Consider the following 17,087-nt stretch of genomic DNA (forward strand, 5'->3'; position numbering starts at 1 on the left):
AGACCTCCAGCACTCTCCGGCCCGGGCTGTACTGCAGGTGACAGCCGGTCACATGAGCGGGAGGAGTGCCATGAGTCGCCAGAGTGTGGCGAAGGCCCACCAGAAGATCCAGGAGCTGTCCTGGGAACCGGCGTACCACGAGCCGGTCTCCCAGTACGGCACCGACTACACGTTCCGTAAGGCCCAGAAGAAGGACCCGCTGAAGCAGGTGCTGCGGTCGTACTTCCCGATGCAGGAGGAGAAGGACCACCGGGTGTACGGCGCCTCGGACGGCGCGATCCGCGGCAACATGTTCCGTCAGGTCCAGGAGCGCTGGCTGGAGTGGCAGAAGCTGTTCCTGAGCATCATCCCGCTGCCGGAGATCTCGGCCGCGCGGGCGATGCCGCTGCTGTTCCGGACGGTGCCGAACCCGGAACTGCACAACGGCCAGGCCATCCAGATGATCGACGAGGTCAGGCACTCGACGATCCAGCAGAACCTCAAACGCCTGTACATGAACAACTACATCGACCCGGCGGGCTTCAACTCCAGCCTGCGGAACTTCCAGAGCGACTACTGCGGCACCATCGGCCGCCAGTTCGCCGAGGGGTTCATCACCGGTGACGCGATCACCGCGGCCAGCATCTACCTGACGATCGTGGCCGAGACCGCCTTCACCAACACGCTGTTCGTCGCGATGCCCGCCGAGGCCGCCGCGAACGGCGACTACCTGCTGCCGACGGTCTTCCACTCGGTGCAGTCCGACGAGTCCCGCCACATCAGCAACGGGTACGCGACCCTGCTGATGGCGCTCGCCGACGAGGACAACCACCAGCTGCTCGCGCGCGACCTGCGGTACGCCTGGTGGAACAACCACCGTGTCGTCGACGCGGCGATCGGTACGTTCATCGAGTACGGCACGAAGGACCGCCGCAAGGACCGCGAGTCGTACGCCGAGATGTGGCGGCGCTGGATCTACGACGACTACTACCGCAGCTACCTGGTGCCGCTGGAGAAGTATGGACTCGAGATCCCGCACGACCTGATCGAGGAGTCCTGGAACCAGATCTGGAACAAGGGCTACGTGCACGAGGTCGCACAGTTCTTCGCCACCGGGTGGCTCGCCAACTACTGGCGGATCGACCCGATGACCGACAAGGACTTCGAGTGGTTCGAGTACAAGTACCCGGGCTGGTACGACAAGTACGGCGCCTGGTGGGAGAACTACAACCGGCTGTCCCGGCCGAACGGGCACAAGCCGATCGTCTTCGAGGACGTCGACTACGAGTACCCGCACCGCTGCTGGACGTGCATGGTCCCGTGCCTGGTCCGTGAGGACATGGTGATGGCGAAGGTCGACGGCCAGTGGCGTACGTACTGCCACGAGATGTGCAAGTGGACCGACGAGACCGCTTTCCGCCCGACGTACCAGGGCCGGAACACGCCGAACATGGGCAAGCTGATCGGCCACCGCGAGTGGGAGACGCTGTACCACGGCTGGAACTGGGCCGACGTGGTGTCCGACATGGGCTTCGTCCGCGACGACGGCAAGACCATGGTCGCGCAGCCGCACCTCGACCTGGACCCGAGCAAGATGTGGACGCTCGACCACCTGCGCAAGTGCCCGCCGCTGGCCAGCCCGAACGTACTGCTCAACGAGATGTCCGACGACGAGCGCACCGCGTTCGCCGCCCGTTACGTCAAGGGAGGCCCCGCCGGCCGCCCGGCTCCAGCTGACGCCTGATGAAGCACGTCGTGAGGTTCGAACCGGTCGGCATCGAGATCGAGGTCGACGAGGACCAGACGATCCTGCGGGCCGCGGCCGAGCAGGGCGTGATGCTCATGCACGGCTGCAAGGAGGGACAGTGCGCGTCCTGCAAGTCGTTCGTCCTGGACGGTGAGGACATCGACCTGGACCGGTACTCGACCTTCGCGCTGCCGGAGTACGAACTGGACGAGGGCTACACGCTGCTCTGCCGCGCGCACGCCTTCGAGGACCTCACGATCGAGCTGCTCAACTACGACGCGGAGCTGATCCGCTCCGGGCTGCCGATCCAGGAACGTACCGCCGAGGTCGTGGCGATCACCCCGGTGACCCACGACCTGCGGCACCTGGTGCTGCGGCTCACCGAGCCCGGGGAGCTGAAGTTCTTCCCCGGGCAGTACGTCGACATCGCCGTACCGGGAACTGATCAGACGAGGTCGTTCTCGATGGCGAACACCTCCAGCCGGGAGAGCGGTGCGCTCGAGTTCGTCATCAAGGTGTACCCGGGCGGCGTGTTCTCGGAGTTCCTCGACCGGCGCCTGCGGGTCGGCGACCGGCTGGAGCTGACCGGGCCGTTCGGGGTGTTCACCCTCCGGGACAACCTGGACGCCCGGTTGGTCTTCCTCGGCGGCGGCGCCGGGCTGGCCCCGATCCTCGCGTTGCTCCGGTCGATGGCCGAGCGGGGGATCGACCGGCCGACCACGTTCTACTACGGAGCGCGGACCCCGAGGGACCTGTGTTTCGAGGAGGAACTGCGAGCGCTGCCGCTGCCGCGGTTCAAGTACGTACCGGCGCTGTCGGACGAGGCATGGGACGGCGAGAACGGGCTGATCACCGATGTGGTGAAACGGCTGGAACCGGACCTCACCGGAGCCGACGCCTACGTGTGCGGACCGCCGCCGATGGTCGAGGCGGCGATCCCGCTGCTGGAGCGGCTCGGTGTGGCGACCAAGCACATCTACTACGACAAGTTCACGACGACCGGCGACGCCGGTGACTCGAAGGTGCTGGAGGCAAGATGACCACCACACAGGAATCACCTAAGACTGAACGCAGTGTTCCGAAGCCGGTCTTCACCGACGCCGAAGCCGGCGCCCGCGAGTTCCCGGACTCGACGCTGCGGCACTACAACTACTACAAACCGCAGAAGCGCAAGCAGAGTCACTACGAGGACGTCACGGTCGACGTCCAGCCCGATCCGCGGCACTACCTGAGCCAGGGCTGGCTGTACGGCTTCTCCGACGGCCGCGGCGGCTACCCGATGGACTGGACCGTGCTGAAGGCGTGGGGTTCGGACAAGCCGGCACCGCAACGCGGACCGGGTACGGGCGGTCTGTTCGTGCGGGAATGGCCGGCCACCGGCTGGCACGAGTTCCGCGACCCGAACGAGGAGTGGGAGCTCACGCTCTACCGCTACAACTCGAACGTGGTCCGCCAGGTCACCCAGAACGTCGAGGCCGCGAAGGCGTCCAAGGCGTTCGAGCAGTGGAACCCGAACTGGGTGCGGTTCGTCGAGCAGCACATCGGCGCCTGGATGCACGTCGACCACGGCCTCGGCCTGTACCTGTACGCGAACGCGAACCGGCGCGCGCCGACGAACATGCACAACAACGCGATCTCGGTGAACAGCATGCACCGGATCCGCGCGGCGCAGGACCTCGCGCTCTACAACCTCACGCTGTCCGAGGAGATCGAGGGCTTCGACGGCACCGCGCACCTGGAGACGTGGAACCACGACCCGGCCTGGCAAGGCGTCCGCGAGGTCGCCGAGGAACTGACCGCGATCGACGACTGGTGCGAGGCGATCTTCGCCGCGAACGTCGTCTTCGAACCGCTGGTCGGCGAGCTGTTCCGCAGCCAGCTGGTGCAGCAGGCCGCTCCGCGCAACGGCGACTTCGTGACCCCGACGGTGATCGGCGCGGCGGAGTACGACTTCGCCGAACGCGACCTGCGGTACACGACCGCGATGTTCGAACTGCTGACCAACGACAAGGAGTTCGCGGACCACAACAAGGCGATCATCACGGACTGGGCGAGCACCTGGACCGCGAAGGCGCTGGGCGCCGCCCGGACGCTGCAGCCGCTGTGGTCGCAGCCGGACGCCAAACCGCCGCGGTTCGAGGACGGGCTCGACCGCGCGAAGAGCCGGTTCAGCGGCATCGTCACCACGCTGGGCCTCGAGGAACCGAAGGAGTTGGCACAGTGACCACGCTCAGGGCCGTCGTCGAGAGCCCGTTCAAGTCCGACAACACCGCGTCCAACAAGTGCGGCGTGACGCTGATGAACAACCAGGTCGGCGTCGTCGTCGCGGACGTCATGAAGGCGTACGACAACGTCACTGTGACGCCGCTGCCGTCGATGATCCGGGTGGACGCGATCGGCCGGATGGACTTCGTCTACGACGACATCTCCGAGGCGCTCGGCGAGGAGCCCGGGTACTTCGACCAGGCCGAGTTCGAGGAGAACATGTCCACCCACTACGGGCGGATGGTGCACCTGGACGACCGGACGATCATGTTCGCCAACCCCGAGGACGCGGCCGAGTACATCGGCTTCGACCTGACCGCATCCAGCTGACGAAGGGGGTCTTTTCGTGTACGAGAAGAACGGTGAGAAGTACTTCGTGGTCGACAGCCACATGCACTTCTGGAATGCGGCACCGGACAACTGGGTGCCGGGCGCGGAGCAGTACGCGAAGGGCTGGATCGAGTGCTTCCACGCGTACATGAGCCTGGCGCCCAAGGAGACGCACTGGCCGATCGAGAAGTTCATGCGCTACACCGAGGACGACCTGATGAAGGACGTCTTCGAGGACGGGTACGTGGACGTCGCGATCTTCCAGCCGACCTACCTGAAGGAGTGGTACAAGGAAGGCTTCAACACCACCGAGCAGAACGCGAACCTCGGTGAGAAGCATCCCGGGATGTTCGTACTGAACACCCGCTTCGACCCACGCGACGGCGACGCCGGCCTCGAGGAACTGGCCGCGAACGTCGACCGGTACGGCTCGAAGGGCGTCAAGCTCTACACCGCCGAGTGGAACGCCGGGTCCCGCGGGTACAAGCTGACCGACCCGGCGGCCTACACCTACCTGGCGAAGGCGCAGGAGCTCGGGATCAAGAACATCCACGTCCACAAGGGCCCGACGATCTGGCCGCTGGACAAGGACGCGTTCGACGTCTCCGACATCGATCACGCGGCGACCGACTTCCCGGACCTGAACTTCATCGTCGAGCACGTCGGCCTGCCGCGGATCGAGGACTTCTGCTTCATGGCCACCCAGGAGCCGAACGTGTACGCCGGCCTGTCGGTCGTCATCGGCGGCCTGATGCACGCCCGGCCGCGGTTCTTCGCGAAGGTGATGGGCGAGCTGCTGTTCTGGGTCGGCGAGGACAAGATGACGTTCGGCAGCGACTACGGGATCTGGGAACCGAAGTGGCAGGTCGAGGGCTTCGTGGACTGGGAGTTCCCGGACAGCGAGGAGTTCGCGGACTACCCGCGGCTCGGCGTCGAGGGGAAGAAGAAGATCCTCGGGCTGAACGCCGCCAAGCTGTACGACCTGAAGGTACCGGGTGAACTGCAACTGAAGGAGGCGACGCCGGCCGCGCAGGACGACTCGAAGCTGGTCGCCTCATGACGGCAGTGATCACTGAGCGGGACCGGGTCCTGGACGCTTTGGGCGCCGTCCGGGACCCGGAGCTGGACGAGCCGATCACGACGCTGGGCTTCGTGTCCACCTGCGTCGTGTCGGCCGCCGGCGACGTGGTCGTCCGCCTCCGCCTGCCGACGTACTTCTGCGCCCCCAACTTCGCCTTCCTGATGGTCGCAGACGCCTACGACGCGATCACCGCCCTACCGTGGGTGCGCACAGCTGACGTCGCCCTGGAAGACCACTTCGCGGCTGCTCAGATCAATGCAGGGATATCAGCGCGAGCCGGTTTCGTGGACACCTTCGCCGGGGAGGCAGCGGACGAGTTGGACGAACTGCGCCGTACGTTCGTCCGAAAGTCAGTACTGGCAGGAACTGATGTCGTCTGTCGCGAACTGGTTGCTGCGGGCATCGAGCCGGTCGGGTGCCGGGTCGGGGACGTACCGGCGTCGCCGGCGCTGGACCGGCTGCTGCGGCGGCGGGCCGAGCTCGGGTTGCCGACCGGTCCGGACGCGCCGCTGCTCGTCGACGTCGCGACCGGTGCGGCGATCGGCCCGGCGGACGCGGCGCGGCACCTCGGCCTGGCTCGGTTGACCCGGACCGGGATCGAGGCGAACACCGGGATCTGCAGGGGAATGCTGAGGCACCGGTACGCCGCGACCGGTGCGGGCGAGGAGGAGCTGGGATGAAGGCAGTACGACTGCACGGGTACCACCGGCAACCAGTCATCGACGACGTACCGGAACCGGTCGTCAAAGGCCCGCTGGACGTCGTCGTCAAGATCGGCGGCGCCGGCGTGTGCCGTACCGACCTGCACATCATCGAGGGGCAGTGGGACGCCGCGATGCATCCCACCTTGCCCTACACGATCGGCCACGAGAACGCCGGCTGGGTGCACGAGATCGGCTCCGCCGTCACCAACGTGCGGGTCGGCGACACGGTGATCCTGCACCCGACACCGACCTGCGGGCTGTGCCGCGCCTGTCGCGCGGGCGACGACATGCACTGCGAGAACAGCACGTTCCCGGGACTCGACAGCGACGGCGGGATGGCGGAGTACCTCCTCACCTCCGCCCGCGCGTGCGTCAAGCTGGACCCGAGTACCCGGCCGCAGGACGTCGCCGCCCTCGCCGACGCGGGCATCACGGCGTACCACGCGGTCCGGAAGGCGCTGCCGTTGCTGCCACCCGGTACGACGGCGGTGGTGATCGGCGCGGGCGGCCTCGGGCACATCGGCGTCCAGTGCCTGGCCGCACTGACCGCGGCGCGGATCATCGTCGTCGACCGCAACCCGGACGCGTTGAAGCTGGCCGAGCAGCTCGGCGCCGACCAGACGGTTGTTGCTGATGGCAAGCACGTGGAGCAGGTCCTCGAGCTGACCGGTGGTGCGGGCGCGCACGTCGTACTCGACTTCGTCGCCGAGCAGGGCGCGGAGCAGGACGGCTTCGCGATGACGGGGCGGGCCGGGTCGTACTTCGTCATCGGGTACGGCGGGCAGGTGCGGATCCCGACCCTGGACATCATCTCGACCGAGCGGAACATCGTCGGCAACATCGTTGGTACGTTCAACGAACTCGCCGAGCTGATGGCCCTCGCGCAGGCCGGCAAGGTCACCCTGCACACCCGGACCTACCCACTGGACGCGGCCGCCGAAGCGGTCGCCGACCTCGACGCCGGCCGCATCCGCGGCCGCGCGATCCTCGTTCCGTAAGTCACGATCCGGAGGGCAATCATGGCGAAGGAACTGCGGTTCGGAGAGAACGCTCGCGAACTCCTGCTGGCCGGGGTCGACCAGTTGGCGGACGCGGTGAAGTCGACGCTGGGCCCGAAGGGGCGCAACGTGATCCTGGAGAAGATCACCGGTTCGCCGGTGGTCACCAACGACGGCGTGACGATCGCCCGCGAGGTCCACCTCAAGAACCAGTTCGAGAACATGGGCGCGCAACTGGTCAAGGAAGCCGCGATCAAGACCAACGACATCGTCGGCGACGGCACCACCACCGCGACCGTGATCGCGCAGGCGATCATCCGCGAAGGGATGGCCGCGATCGGCTCCGGCGGCAACCCCGTGCTGGTGAAACGGGGGATCGACCTGGCCGTCGCGCGGTTGGTGCAGCGGCTGCGCGAGGTCGCGCACCCGGTCCAGACCGAGCACGACTACGCCCGGGTCGCGGCGATCTCGGCCAACGACGACGACGTGGTCGGTGCGGTCATCGCGCGCGCCCTGCACCGGGTCGGCGACGGCGGCATCGTGACCGTCGAGGAGTCGGCGGCGCACGGGATGAGCGTCGACTTCGTCGAGGGGTTCGAGTTCGACAACGGCTACCTGTCGCCGTACATGGTGACCGATCCCGGCAGTCTGCAGGCCGTCCTCGACAACCCGTACATCCTGTTGTGCAGCGAGAAGATCACCAAGGTGCAGGAGGTGATGCCGCTGCTCGACAAGATCATGCGCGAGCCACGGCCGCTGGTGATCATCGCGGAGAGCCTCGAAGGTACGGCGCTCAGCATGCTCGTGCACAACCACGTCAACGGGCTGTTCCAGTGCGTCGCGGTGAAGGCGCCGGGGTTCGGCGACCGGCGGTTGCACAAGCTGGAGGACATCGCCGCGATCACCGGCGGCGCGGTGTACAGCCGGCACTCGGGGTTCAGCCTCGAGACGATGACGATCGACCAGCTCGGCCGGGCGGACCAAGTGCGGGTCACCGCGGACCGGACGGCGATCGTCGCGAGCTCGGGACACGAGCAGGACGTGACGTTCCGGGTCGCGCAGCTGCGGGCCGAGCTGGAGCGGGCCACGTTCGGCGTCGACGAGGACGTACTGACCGAGCGGATCGGCGCGTTGTCGGGCAAGGTCGCGATCATCCGGGTCGGCGCGCCGACACCGGTCGAGCTGAAGGAGCTGCAGCATCGTGTCGAGGACGCCCTGTCGGCAACCCGGGCCGCGATGGCCGAGGGGATCGTCGCCGGCGGCGGCATGGCGTTGCTGCACGCGTCGCCGGCGCTGGACGACCTCGACGTGCAGGGCGACTACCGGATCGGCGTGGAGATCGTCCGCCGCGCGTTGCGCGAACCGGCGTACCTGATCGCCACGAACGCCGGGTACAACGGCGCTGAGGTGCTCGAACGGACGACGGCGATGGGCACGGACGACGGTTTCGACGCGCTCGAAGGCCGCTACGGCAACATGCTTGCCATGGGCATCATCGATCCACTCCGGGTGGCCCGGTCGGCGCTGCAGAACGGCGCCTCTGTGGCCGGGCTGCTGCTCACGACCAACACCCTGATCGCCGAGGAACAGACTCCGTGGGGCGGCAGCCCCGCGCTGATGACGGAGTACGGCGCCCTGGACGAAGGACTCCACCAGCCGTCCCCGGACTCCAGCACTCCACAGTCCCTGGGGCTGGGTCCCTCGGTCGGATAACAGCGCCTGGTGTCTGGGAACAGGCAATAGCTTGTTCCCAGTCACCTCGGGGGTGTGCTGTCAGGTGAGGTCGGGACAGACGACCGGATCGCCGAAGGTGACTTCGACGCGGCGGTTCAGGGCCCGTCCGTCGGCGGTGAGGTTCGACCGCATCGGACGGGTCGGGCCGAGCGTCTGGATGTTGACCGTGTAGCGGCCGGCGGGCCGGGACCCGGCGGGAAGGCGCGCGACCTGGCGGTTCATCTCGTCGGCCAGCGCCTTGGCGACCGCCGTCGCGCGTTGCATCCCGGTGGCGCCGAAGCGGGCCGGATCACCGATCTCGTCCTCGTGCCCGGTGACGTTCACGGTCAGGCAGTCGACGCCGCGCATCGGTCCGCCGCGCAGCAGATCGGTGGCGAGCTGCACGATCTGCTGCCGGTGCACCCTGGTGAGAGCCCAGCTGCCGAAGTCGAACCGGGTCAGCAACCGGGCCCCGGCCGGCGGTGGCACCGGATCGAAGAACTCCCCTTCGGACTCCCGCACCTCGTCCCCGGCCCGCCGCCGCACGATCCGGATCCGCAACCGCACCGGCGTCTCGTACTCCAGCTCGTACCCCACCCCATACGCCATCGCACACCCCTCTCCGCCCTCGACGCTAGAAGGTCTGCCCGGCCGGTGGCAGCCACGCACCGAAGCGACACTCACTGGGGGTAGCAAGAACGTGTCGGGTCGCCTTCGGTGCTGATCAGTACGACGGAGCTCGCCGGAATCGTGGCGAGTCGGGCGCCGGCGAGGGCGGCCGCACCGCACGGGCCGGCCGGGACGCCGTGGGCGTGCAGGAACTCCATCGCGGCGCGGGCCTGCTCGTCGGTGACCGCGACTGCGGCGTCGAGGTGGTCGCGGATGATCGGCCAGGCGATGGAGGAGACGGTGCCGCAGTTCAGCCCGGCCATGATCGTCGGTGCCGAAGTGTCAACGGATACGGGCTCTCCGGCCTTCAGCGATGCGCCGACACAGGCGGCGGTGGTCGGTTCGACGGCGAGGACCTTCGCCCGGCCGCGGTAGTGCTCGAGCGCGGCCTGGAGCAGTGAGCCGACACCCGTTGGTACCACCACCAGCTCTGGTACGCCGGGGAGCTGCTCGTCGATCTCGCTGAAGAGCGTGTCGTAGCCGGCCACGATCCAGCGCGGCACCTCCTCGTACCCCGGCCACGCGGTGTCCTGGATGAGTACGTCGTCGCCGTCGATGCTTCGGGCGGCCAGCTGTACGGTGTCGTCGTACGGACGGCCGGTGTCGATGACGGTCGCGCCCTCGTCCCGGATCGCCTGCAGCGTCGAGGCCGGCAGACCAGCGGGTACGTAGATCCGTGCGGCGACCCCGAGTTTGTTTGCGAGGTAGGCGAGCGCCCGCCCGTGGTTGCCGTCCGTCGCGGTCACCAGCGTGACCGCTGCGACACCGGTGGCCAGTTCGGCGAACGTCCGCGCCGGGCCGAGCGCCTGGTTCACGGCCCACGAGGCGCCGAGAACCTTGAACGCCGGCAGCCCGAACCGGTTCGACTCGTCCTTCACCCGAAAGCCCCCGGCCTCGATCAACGGGGTCGGTGCGTACCCGGGCATGCTGCGGTGAAAGTCGATGCTGTTCATGAGGAACCAACCGTACGTGGCAGGTGATTTCGTGTGATGATCGGCGGGTGGATGCGCGGAGTCGGCAGGTGACGCTGGACGAGGTCGCGGCGCGTGCCGGGGTTTCCCGTTCGGCCGCGTCCCGGGTGATCAACGACGCGCCGCATGTCAGCAAGGCGAAGCGGGCCGCCGTCCAGCGGGCCGTCGACGAGCTCGGATACGTGCCGAACGCAACGGCCCGGGCGCTGGCGTCGCGGCAGTCCGGTTCGGTCGTACTCGCGATCTCCGCGGAGGACCCGGCGGTGTACGCGGACCAGTTCGTCGCGGAGGTTGTCGTCGGCATCCTGTCGGTGCTGGAGGAGACCGAGCTCGAGCTGATGCTCGTGACCGCGACGTCGGCGCGCGGGCAGCAGCGGCTGGAGAAGCTGCTCCGGAGCCGGACCACGGCCGGCATGATGCTGATGTCGATGCACGGCGACGACCCGATCGCCCGGCTCGCCGAGGACGCCGAGCTGCCGGTGGTCTTCGGCGGCCGGCCGCTGAACTTCGAGCCGCGGTACTACGTCGACGCCGACAACCGCGGCGGCGCCCGGTTCGCGACCGAGCACCTGGTCGAGACCGGCCGGACCCGGATCGCGACGATCACCGGCCGGATGGACGAGGCGGCCGGAACCGCACGCTACAAGGGTTTCCAGGAGGCGCTCGCCGTCGCCGGTCAGGATGCGCGGCGGGTCGTGCACGGCGACTTCTCCGAGGCCGGCGGCGAGCTCGCGATGCAGTCGCTGCTGGCCGAGCACCCGGAGCTGGACGCGGTCTTCGTCGCCTCCGACCAGATGGCGATCGGCGCACTCCGCGCCCTGGCTGCCGCCGGGCGGTCCGTACCGTCCGACGTCGCGGTCGTCGGCTTCAACGACATCCCGATGGCGCGGCACACGACTCCGCCGCTGACCACGGTCAGCCAGCCGATCCGGTCGCTGGGCCGGGAGATGGCACGCGTGCTGCACGCCGTACTCAGCGGCGAGGACCCCTCGCCGCTGATCCTCCCGACCCGGCTGGTGACCCGAGCTAGTTCCCGTTGATCAGGTGTACGGCCAGATCCGGGCTGAACGTGCCGGCCGGGATGCCCGCGCCGATCCCGCAATCACCGTCGGAGTCGCCGGGGACCTTGATCCACAGCAGCATCTCCGCACCGCCGCCGGTCTGCGACGGCACGCCGAGCTTGCGCCCCGGCGGGTTGCACCAGTCGTTGCCGGTCCCGTTGCCGTTGCGGCTGGTGTCGACGACGAACGGCTTCTTCGCCGCCAGGTGACTGTTCACCGCGTTGCCGTAGTCGACGGACTGCGCGGTGGTGTAGTAGTTCGACACGTTCAGCGCGAAGCCGTGCGCGTTCGCCAGGCCCGCGCCCTGCAGCCGCTGGGCCATCACGTCGGCCGCGACCCACCCGGCGTTCCCGCCGTCGAGGTACGCCCACGCGTTCGGGGCATTGCTCTTGAACTGCTGGACGGCGTAGCTCAGCATGCCGTTCCGCTCGGCGATCTGGTCCGCGTTCATGCAGTTGAAGTCGCCGAGCGCGTCGGGCTCGATCACCACGATCGCCGGACGGTTGCCAATGGCAACGGCGAAGTCATGGACCCAGGCCCGGTACGCCTCGGGCGTCCCCGCGCCGCCGCCGGAGTGGCCGCCGCACGCGTCCCGGCCGGGGATGTTGTAGGCGACCAGTACCGGCAGTTTGTCCGCCGCGGCGGCGGCACGGGTGAAGTCGCCGACCGCCGTACCGATCGGATTGCTCCAGTTGCCGAACCAGCGGGCCATCGGCTTGGACGCGATCGAGTTCTGGATCGCGGTCTTCCGGCCGTCGTTCGGGTTGTTGCGGACCCAGGTGGCCGGGTTCGAGTTCGGGTCGACGTAGAAACCGCTGGTCAGCCGGAGCGGGTTCCGGGTGGTTTCGTGGCTGCTCTGGGCGGCGCCGGCGCCCTGGTACGCGGGGACGACGGCGGCGACGGCGAGCCCGGTCGCGACCAGGCTTCGGACGATCCATTTCATGCGCTTGCTCCTGCTTCGAGTCGGGGGCGGACACTCCGGGAGCGCTTCCAGTTTCCTGACCGATCGTGGCCGATCGATCACGCTCTCGTCAAGCGCCCGCCTCGCGACTCTGCCGTGGGAGCGCTTCCAGTCAGCTCGCCGGCTTGGCCCGGTTGAGCGTGGCCGGGGTGAGCACGGGGTGTGCCCGCAGGTACGCGATGAAGCCCTCGTGGTCGCGGTCGTTGCGGACCGGGTCGGTGAAGCCGGCGAACACGGTCGTCCCGTCGCCGCCGATCAGCGTGTACGCGAGCGCGGCGACCCGGTAGCTCCGGTTCAGGTCGAGCGGCTTGCCGTCGATCAGGACCTTCGCCGGGTCGACCCGCTGACCGATCGGCTTGCTCAGGTCGTACGTGTAGCTGACGTTCTGCGACACCGCGAACGGCGCGAACTTCACCGTCCCGTTCGCCTGCGGCACCCACTGCGCCTCGAACGCGGCATGCAGTTGCGTGCCCGGCAGCGTCACGGTCAGGATCGGGTTGCCGTACCCGAACGCGCCCCACGCCTCGCCGAACAGCACGGTCCCGTCCGCATCGGCCGCATTGGTGCCCTTGGCAAACAACAGGTCGCCGGTGAGTGCGTTCGACCCGGACACCGGCTTGGTCGAGATCAGCGCGAGGTCGGCCCGGCCGTGCTGGTTGGCGTCCCAGTACGCGAAGTCCGCGGCGAGGTTGCCCATGGTGCTCTCGCCGGACGCGTTCGCGGTCCGGGTGAAGTCGCCGGTGACCTTGGCCAGCGGCGTCGCGTACCGCTGCTTGCCCTTCGCGGTCCAGTAGTCCGCGATGTACTGCAGTTCCTCGTCCACCGGTACGTCGCGGGTGTTCGCGTGGTTCGTCGACGTGGTCAGCTCGCGGATCACCGCACCGGTGCGCGGGTCCAGCTTCAGGTTGATCTCGTTGATCAGCGAGCCGTGGTTGCCGGCCTCGACGACCGGCCGCGGTACGCCGTTCGGGTCCGGGACCATCATGTTGAACCGGCAGTGCCAGTGCCCGGTGACGATCGCGGCGATGTCCGGCGACGCGTTCGCGGCCAGCTGGAACACCGGGCCGGACGGGTTCGTACCGGCGTTGTAGTCGTTGCCGGCGACGCCGCCGTCGTGGATGTTGATCACGATCGCGTTCACGCCGCGCGCCTTCAGTTGGGCGGCGAGCTTGTTCGCCTGGGCCACGTCGGACAGCGACTTCAGCCCGGGCTGGTACGAAGTGGATCCGGTCGGGGTGTCCATCACCGTCAGGTGGATGAACGCGATCGGCAGCTTGCGGCCGTGCCCTGCGTCCACCCATTCGATGTTGTACGGCGGGACGATCGTCCGGCCGGTGTCCGCGTGCACGATGTTGGCCGTGTAGAAGCGGAAGTTCGCGCCGCGGAACTTGTGGCCGGTGGAGTCGACGAAGTTGTCGTCGCGGCCGTTCACCGGGTACGGGACGCCGTGCTCCATGTGGTCGACCAGGAAGCTCACCGAGTGGTCGAGCTCGTGGTTCCCGACCGTGCTGAACTGCAGGCCGAGCGCGTTCAGCGCCTCGACGGTCGGCTCGTTGGCGTGCGCGTCGACCTCGAACGGCCAGCCGGAGAAGTTGTCGCCGGACGAGAAGAAGATCGAGTTCTTGCGGCCCTCGCGGAGTTGCTTGAGGTGCGTCGCCATGTATCCCACACCGCCGACGGTGACCTGGACGCCGCCGGCGCCGGTGATCACGCTGCCCTGGCTGGGCGTCGTCGGCTGCAGGTATCCGTGCAGGTCGGTGATGTTCAGCAGTTGTACGTCGACGTACCCGGAAGCGTCGTCGAGTGCGTGCGGGGTGGCGTAGGCGACGTCGCCGACCGCCGTGGCGGTGGCGAGGGCTCCGGTGGCGGTGAGGAACGTCCGGCGGCGGATCCGACTGTTCACAACGAACCTACTTCCTGGGCAGGGGGTTGCGCGTTCGTGCGCATTATTGCCTCTTTCCGACATTATTAAGCCTGTGGATCGGATGGGCGTCAACGGCCTGCTGAACAAAGGCCGAACTCAGATGCTGCGAACGGCCAACTGCGGGAGGGGTCCGCGGGCGGGGGAGAGCAGCCGGTCGTTCAGTGCGTCGAGCGCGAGGCTCGCGGCACCGAGCGCGACACAGAGCGCGCCGAGGTTGGAGGCGCGGAGTTCGGGGACGCGGGGGCAGAGCTTCTCGAGTTCGGCCTGGAGCGGTTCGAGGAGTACGTCCGCAGCTTGGGAGAACGCGCCGCCGAGGACGAGGAGGCGCGGGTCGACGATCGCGATCGCGGTCGCCGCCGCGACAGCCATCGCGTGCGCGTACTTGCGTACGGCCGCGCGGGCGGAACGGTCGCCGTCCCGCGCTGCGGCGAACGCCTGCTTGGCCTTGTCGACGGTCGGTACGTCGTCCGGCACCACCGCATGCAGGTACTCGAGCGCCGCCTCCCAGGCAACCCCACGCAACGCCGACATGTCCGCCGCCGCCCCAAACGCCCCCCGCCGCAACCTCCCCCCCAACACCAAAGCCAGCCCAGTCCGCCGCCCCGCATGAAGAAACACCATGTCCTCCGCCGGGGCTCCTCGGTGTTGTTCGGCTAGGGCGGCTAGTTGGCTGTCGTTGTCGGCTACGGACAGGCGGGCTGTGAAGTGGGCCGGGAGGTTGGTGCCTGCCCAGTCGGGGATCGCGTTGGCCTGGACGACCGTGCCGGTGGTGTCGACAAGTCCGGTCGTACCGGCGCCGACCGCCCACACCTTCGAGGCCGGCACGCGCGCCTCCGCGGCGCAGACGGCGATCACCTCGTCCGCGGCACGGAGACGTTCGGCCCGCGGTGCCTCGGGGGTGACGGATCGCCGGGCACTCGCGAGCATCCGCCCGTCGAGATCCGTGAGCACACCGCGGACCGAGTACGCCCCGATGTCCAGCCCGGCGACGTACCCGCCCTCGGCCCGGAACCGGTAGCTCCGCGCCGGCCGTCCGCGCCCGCGGACCGCCGGACTCTCCTCGACCAGCCAGCGCCGTTCCACCAGGCTGGCCAGCACCTCTTCGACCGCGGTACGCCCGAGCCCGCTCTCCTCGACGATCTGCGCGACCCGAACCTCCCCGGCCGCCCGCACCGCAGCCAGCACCGCCCGCTCGTTGAGCCACCGGAGCCGCGATGGATCCCCGCCGTCCGCCGTCATGATCGCCCAGCATAGAACCGACCCGCATCGAAGAACGGGTAGTGCGAGGACTGCCAGCCGTCGGCCAGGCGTAGCCACCGGGCGAAACCATCTCGCGACCAGCACCACTACCCGTTCATCGGTACAGAACCGTGGTGACGAGCGCGGCGGCGCAGGCGGTGAAGTAGAGCGACCACGGCGCGAGGTTGAGTGCGTGCGCGCGGAAGTGTGCGACGAGCGCGCCAAGGAAGTACAGGACGAGCCCACCGGCAGCGAGTAGACCAAGGGCCGGTACGGCGAACCCGGCGAGCAGACCGAGCGCGCCCGCGCCGAGGAGCAGGCCGAACGGAAGCATCCACTTGTGGTCGACGTGGATCAGGTCCGCCTGGGACTTCGGGTAGCTGTGGCCGATCAGGTTCGCGACCGCGGCGCTGCCGGTGAGCGCGGCCGCGAGCAACGTGGCAGCCAGGTAAGCGACGTACACAAGATCTCCGATCCGGTAGGGGTGCGCCCCACGGAGGAGACAGCTACGCCGGATGTGACAGCCCGCCGAGTTTCTCCGGATTGCTGACCACATGGATCGTGTGTACGGCGCCGCCGACCAGGTGCAACGTGACCGCGAGGACCGGCCCGTCGGCGGACCGGATCGTGATGCCGGGCGCACCGTTGAGCTCCTCGATCGCGTACCGCGAACCGGCCGGTCGGCGGCTCGATCCGACCAGGAACGCCCGCGCGACGAACAGCGCCCCGAAGACCGGTTTGCGCGGCGCACCGGTGAGGCCGCCGCCGTCGCTGATCAACGTGACGTCCGGCGCGAGCACCGCCATCAACGCTTCGACGTCGCCGTTCTCACACGCGGCGAGGAAACGCTCCGTCACCTGTCGCTGGGTCGCGAGGTCGGTGTCGTACCGCTGCCGCCGCGTGGCGACCGCCTTCCGCGCCCGATGAGCGAGCTGGCGTACGTCGGCCACCTGACGATCGAGTACGCCGGCGATCTCGGAATAGCTGTAGCCAAAGGCCTCGTGCAACACGAAGACGGCCCGTTCGGTCGGCGACAACGCCTCGAGCACCAGCAGTACGGCCGTCGACACCGCCTCCGCCCGGACGACCCCGTCGGCCGCGTCGGGCGTGGTCAGCATCGGCTCGGGCAACCACGGTCCGACGTACGACTCGCGCCGTACGACCGCACTCCGCAGCCGATCGATCGCGAGCCGGGTGACGACACGTACGAGGTAACCCTCGGCGTCGTGCACCGCCTCCGTGTCGACGCGACTCCAGCGCAGCCAGGCGTCCTGCACGACGTCCTGCGCGTCGGCCACGCTGCCGAGCAGCCGGTACGCGACGGCGTACAACAGTCCCCGATGCTCCGCGAATCGATCCGTCATCAGCGGAAACCCTAGGACATTGCATTTCAACAAACCGTTGACGGTGGGCAACCCGTGTGCCACTGTGTCGCTGTTCGGAAT

General features: G+C 68.4%; 16 protein-coding genes. 9 read left to right on the forward strand and 7 right to left on the reverse strand.

Going from position 1 to position 17,087, the window contains the following annotated elements; translation table 11 throughout:
- Positions 1-70: 70 nt before the first annotated feature.
- From ACFYRU_RS29820 to groL, 8 genes are read left to right on the forward strand one after another with little or no spacing between them, the layout of a single operon-like run.
- Positions 71-1,723: a hypothetical protein gene (locus ACFYRU_RS29820; protein ID WP_387664418.1), complete on the forward strand. Its 1,653-nt coding sequence runs from the start codon at positions 71-73 to the stop codon at positions 1,721-1,723.
- An 11-nt stretch (positions 1,724-1,734) separates the two neighbouring features.
- Positions 1,735-2,766, forward strand: coding sequence for an FAD-binding oxidoreductase (locus ACFYRU_RS29825; protein WP_387664420.1), 1,032 nt, complete (start codon positions 1,735-1,737; stop codon positions 2,764-2,766).
- Positions 2,763-3,950, forward strand: coding sequence for a hypothetical protein (locus ACFYRU_RS29830; protein ID WP_387664422.1), 1,188 nt, complete (start codon positions 2,763-2,765; stop codon positions 3,948-3,950). Before ACFYRU_RS29825 ends, ACFYRU_RS29830 begins: the two co-directional genes overlap by 4 nt.
- A complete protein-coding gene (mimD, locus tag ACFYRU_RS29835; protein WP_387664424.1) occupies positions 3,947-4,321 on the forward strand; it encodes a propane 2-monooxygenase effector subunit MimD in 375 nt (124 codons plus the stop codon). Before ACFYRU_RS29830 ends, mimD begins: the two co-directional genes overlap by 4 nt.
- Positions 4,322-4,337: 16 nt before the next feature.
- Positions 4,338-5,381: an amidohydrolase family protein gene (locus ACFYRU_RS29840; protein WP_387664426.1), complete on the forward strand. Its 1,044-nt coding sequence runs from the start codon at positions 4,338-4,340 to the stop codon at positions 5,379-5,381.
- Entirely contained in the window at positions 5,378-6,082 is a 705-nt protein-coding gene (locus ACFYRU_RS29845; protein WP_387664427.1) for an iron-sulfur cluster assembly protein, read from the forward strand. Before ACFYRU_RS29840 ends, ACFYRU_RS29845 begins: the two co-directional genes overlap by 4 nt.
- On the forward strand, positions 6,079-7,104 hold the full coding sequence (locus ACFYRU_RS29850; RefSeq protein ID WP_387664429.1) for an NAD(P)-dependent alcohol dehydrogenase: 1,026 nt from the start codon (positions 6,079-6,081) through the stop codon (positions 7,102-7,104). Before ACFYRU_RS29845 ends, ACFYRU_RS29850 begins: the two co-directional genes overlap by 4 nt.
- An 18-nt stretch (positions 7,105-7,122) precedes the next feature.
- A complete protein-coding gene (gene groL, locus ACFYRU_RS29855) occupies positions 7,123-8,817 on the forward strand; it encodes a chaperonin GroEL (RefSeq protein WP_387666048.1) in 1,695 nt (564 codons plus the stop codon).
- A 60-nt stretch (positions 8,818-8,877) separates the two neighbouring features.
- Here the strand turns inward: groL and ACFYRU_RS29860 are convergent, their stop codons facing one another.
- Together ACFYRU_RS29860 and ACFYRU_RS29865 are read right to left on the reverse strand one after the other, a co-directional pair.
- The gene (locus ACFYRU_RS29860) at positions 8,878-9,426 is read right to left on the reverse strand and encodes an OmpA family protein (protein WP_387664431.1); all 549 of its coding nucleotides are present in this window, start codon (positions 9,424-9,426) and stop codon (positions 8,878-8,880) included.
- 71 nt (positions 9,427-9,497) lie between these two features.
- Complete coding sequence (locus ACFYRU_RS29865) at positions 9,498-10,439, reverse strand: pyridoxal-phosphate dependent enzyme (protein WP_387664433.1); 942 nt, start codon at positions 10,437-10,439, stop codon at positions 9,498-9,500.
- Positions 10,440-10,486: 47 nt separating this feature from the next.
- Here ACFYRU_RS29865 and ACFYRU_RS29870 point away from each other — a divergent pair, with 47 nt between their 5' ends.
- Complete coding sequence (locus ACFYRU_RS29870; RefSeq protein ID WP_387664435.1) at positions 10,487-11,497, forward strand: LacI family DNA-binding transcriptional regulator; 1,011 nt, start codon at positions 10,487-10,489, stop codon at positions 11,495-11,497.
- Here the strand turns inward: ACFYRU_RS29870 and ACFYRU_RS29875 are convergent.
- The 5 genes from ACFYRU_RS29875 to ACFYRU_RS29895 all read right to left on the reverse strand — a co-directional run bounded on the left by ACFYRU_RS29875 (position 11,484) and on the right by ACFYRU_RS29895 (position 17,006).
- Positions 11,484-12,461, reverse strand: a complete 978-nt coding sequence (locus tag ACFYRU_RS29875) for a glycoside hydrolase family 6 protein (RefSeq protein WP_387664437.1) — start codon at positions 12,459-12,461, stop codon at positions 11,484-11,486. The genes ACFYRU_RS29870 and ACFYRU_RS29875 overlap by 14 nt on opposite strands.
- A 130-nt stretch (positions 12,462-12,591) precedes the next feature.
- A complete protein-coding gene (locus tag ACFYRU_RS29880) occupies positions 12,592-14,382 on the reverse strand; it encodes a bifunctional metallophosphatase/5'-nucleotidase (RefSeq protein ID WP_387664440.1) in 1,791 nt (596 codons plus the stop codon).
- Positions 14,383-14,499: 117 nt separating this feature from the next.
- Entirely contained in the window at positions 14,500-15,642 is a 1,143-nt protein-coding gene (locus tag ACFYRU_RS29885; RefSeq protein WP_387664443.1) for an ROK family protein, read from the reverse strand.
- Positions 15,643-15,757: 115 nt separating this feature from the next.
- Positions 15,758-16,105 carry a DoxX family protein gene (locus tag ACFYRU_RS29890; protein WP_387664445.1) on the reverse strand — a complete coding sequence of 116 codons (348 nt, stop codon included), beginning with the start codon at positions 16,103-16,105 and terminating at the stop codon, positions 15,758-15,760.
- Between the two features lie 43 nt (positions 16,106-16,148).
- A complete protein-coding gene (locus tag ACFYRU_RS29895; RefSeq protein WP_387664447.1) occupies positions 16,149-17,006 on the reverse strand; it encodes an RNA polymerase sigma-70 factor in 858 nt (285 codons plus the stop codon).
- Positions 17,007-17,087: the final 81 nt, after the last annotated feature.

Origin of the sequence: Kribbella sp. NPDC004536 (assembly GCF_042873835.1) — a bacterium.
Classification (GTDB): Bacteria; Actinomycetota; Actinomycetes; order Propionibacteriales; family Kribbellaceae; genus Kribbella.

Bases quoted from the DNA above. Each gene is read 5' to 3' on its own strand.
- ACFYRU_RS29820 (WP_387664418.1), top strand. From the start codon at position 71: ATGAGTCGCCAGAGTGTGGCGAAGGCCCACCAGAAGATCCAGGAGCTG.
- ACFYRU_RS29830 (WP_387664422.1), top strand. From the start codon at position 2,763: ATGACCACCACACAGGAATCACCTAAGACTGAACGCAGTGTTCCGAAG.
- ACFYRU_RS29845 (WP_387664427.1), top strand. From the start codon at position 5,378: ATGACGGCAGTGATCACTGAGCGGGACCGGGTCCTGGACGCTTTGGGC.
- ACFYRU_RS29850 (WP_387664429.1), top strand. From the start codon at position 6,079: ATGAAGGCAGTACGACTGCACGGGTACCACCGGCAACCAGTCATCGAC.
- ACFYRU_RS29860 (WP_387664431.1), bottom strand. From the start codon at position 9,426: ATGGCGTATGGGGTGGGGTACGAGCTGGAGTACGAGACGCCGGTGCGG.
- ACFYRU_RS29865 (WP_387664433.1), bottom strand. From the start codon at position 10,439: ATGAACAGCATCGACTTTCACCGCAGCATGCCCGGGTACGCACCGACC.
- ACFYRU_RS29875 (WP_387664437.1), bottom strand. From the start codon at position 12,461: ATGAAATGGATCGTCCGAAGCCTGGTCGCGACCGGGCTCGCCGTCGCC.
- ACFYRU_RS29885 (WP_387664443.1), bottom strand. From the start codon at position 15,642: ATGACGGCGGACGGCGGGGATCCATCGCGGCTCCGGTGGCTCAACGAG.
- ACFYRU_RS29895 (WP_387664447.1), bottom strand. From the start codon at position 17,006: ATGACGGATCGATTCGCGGAGCATCGGGGACTGTTGTACGCCGTCGCG.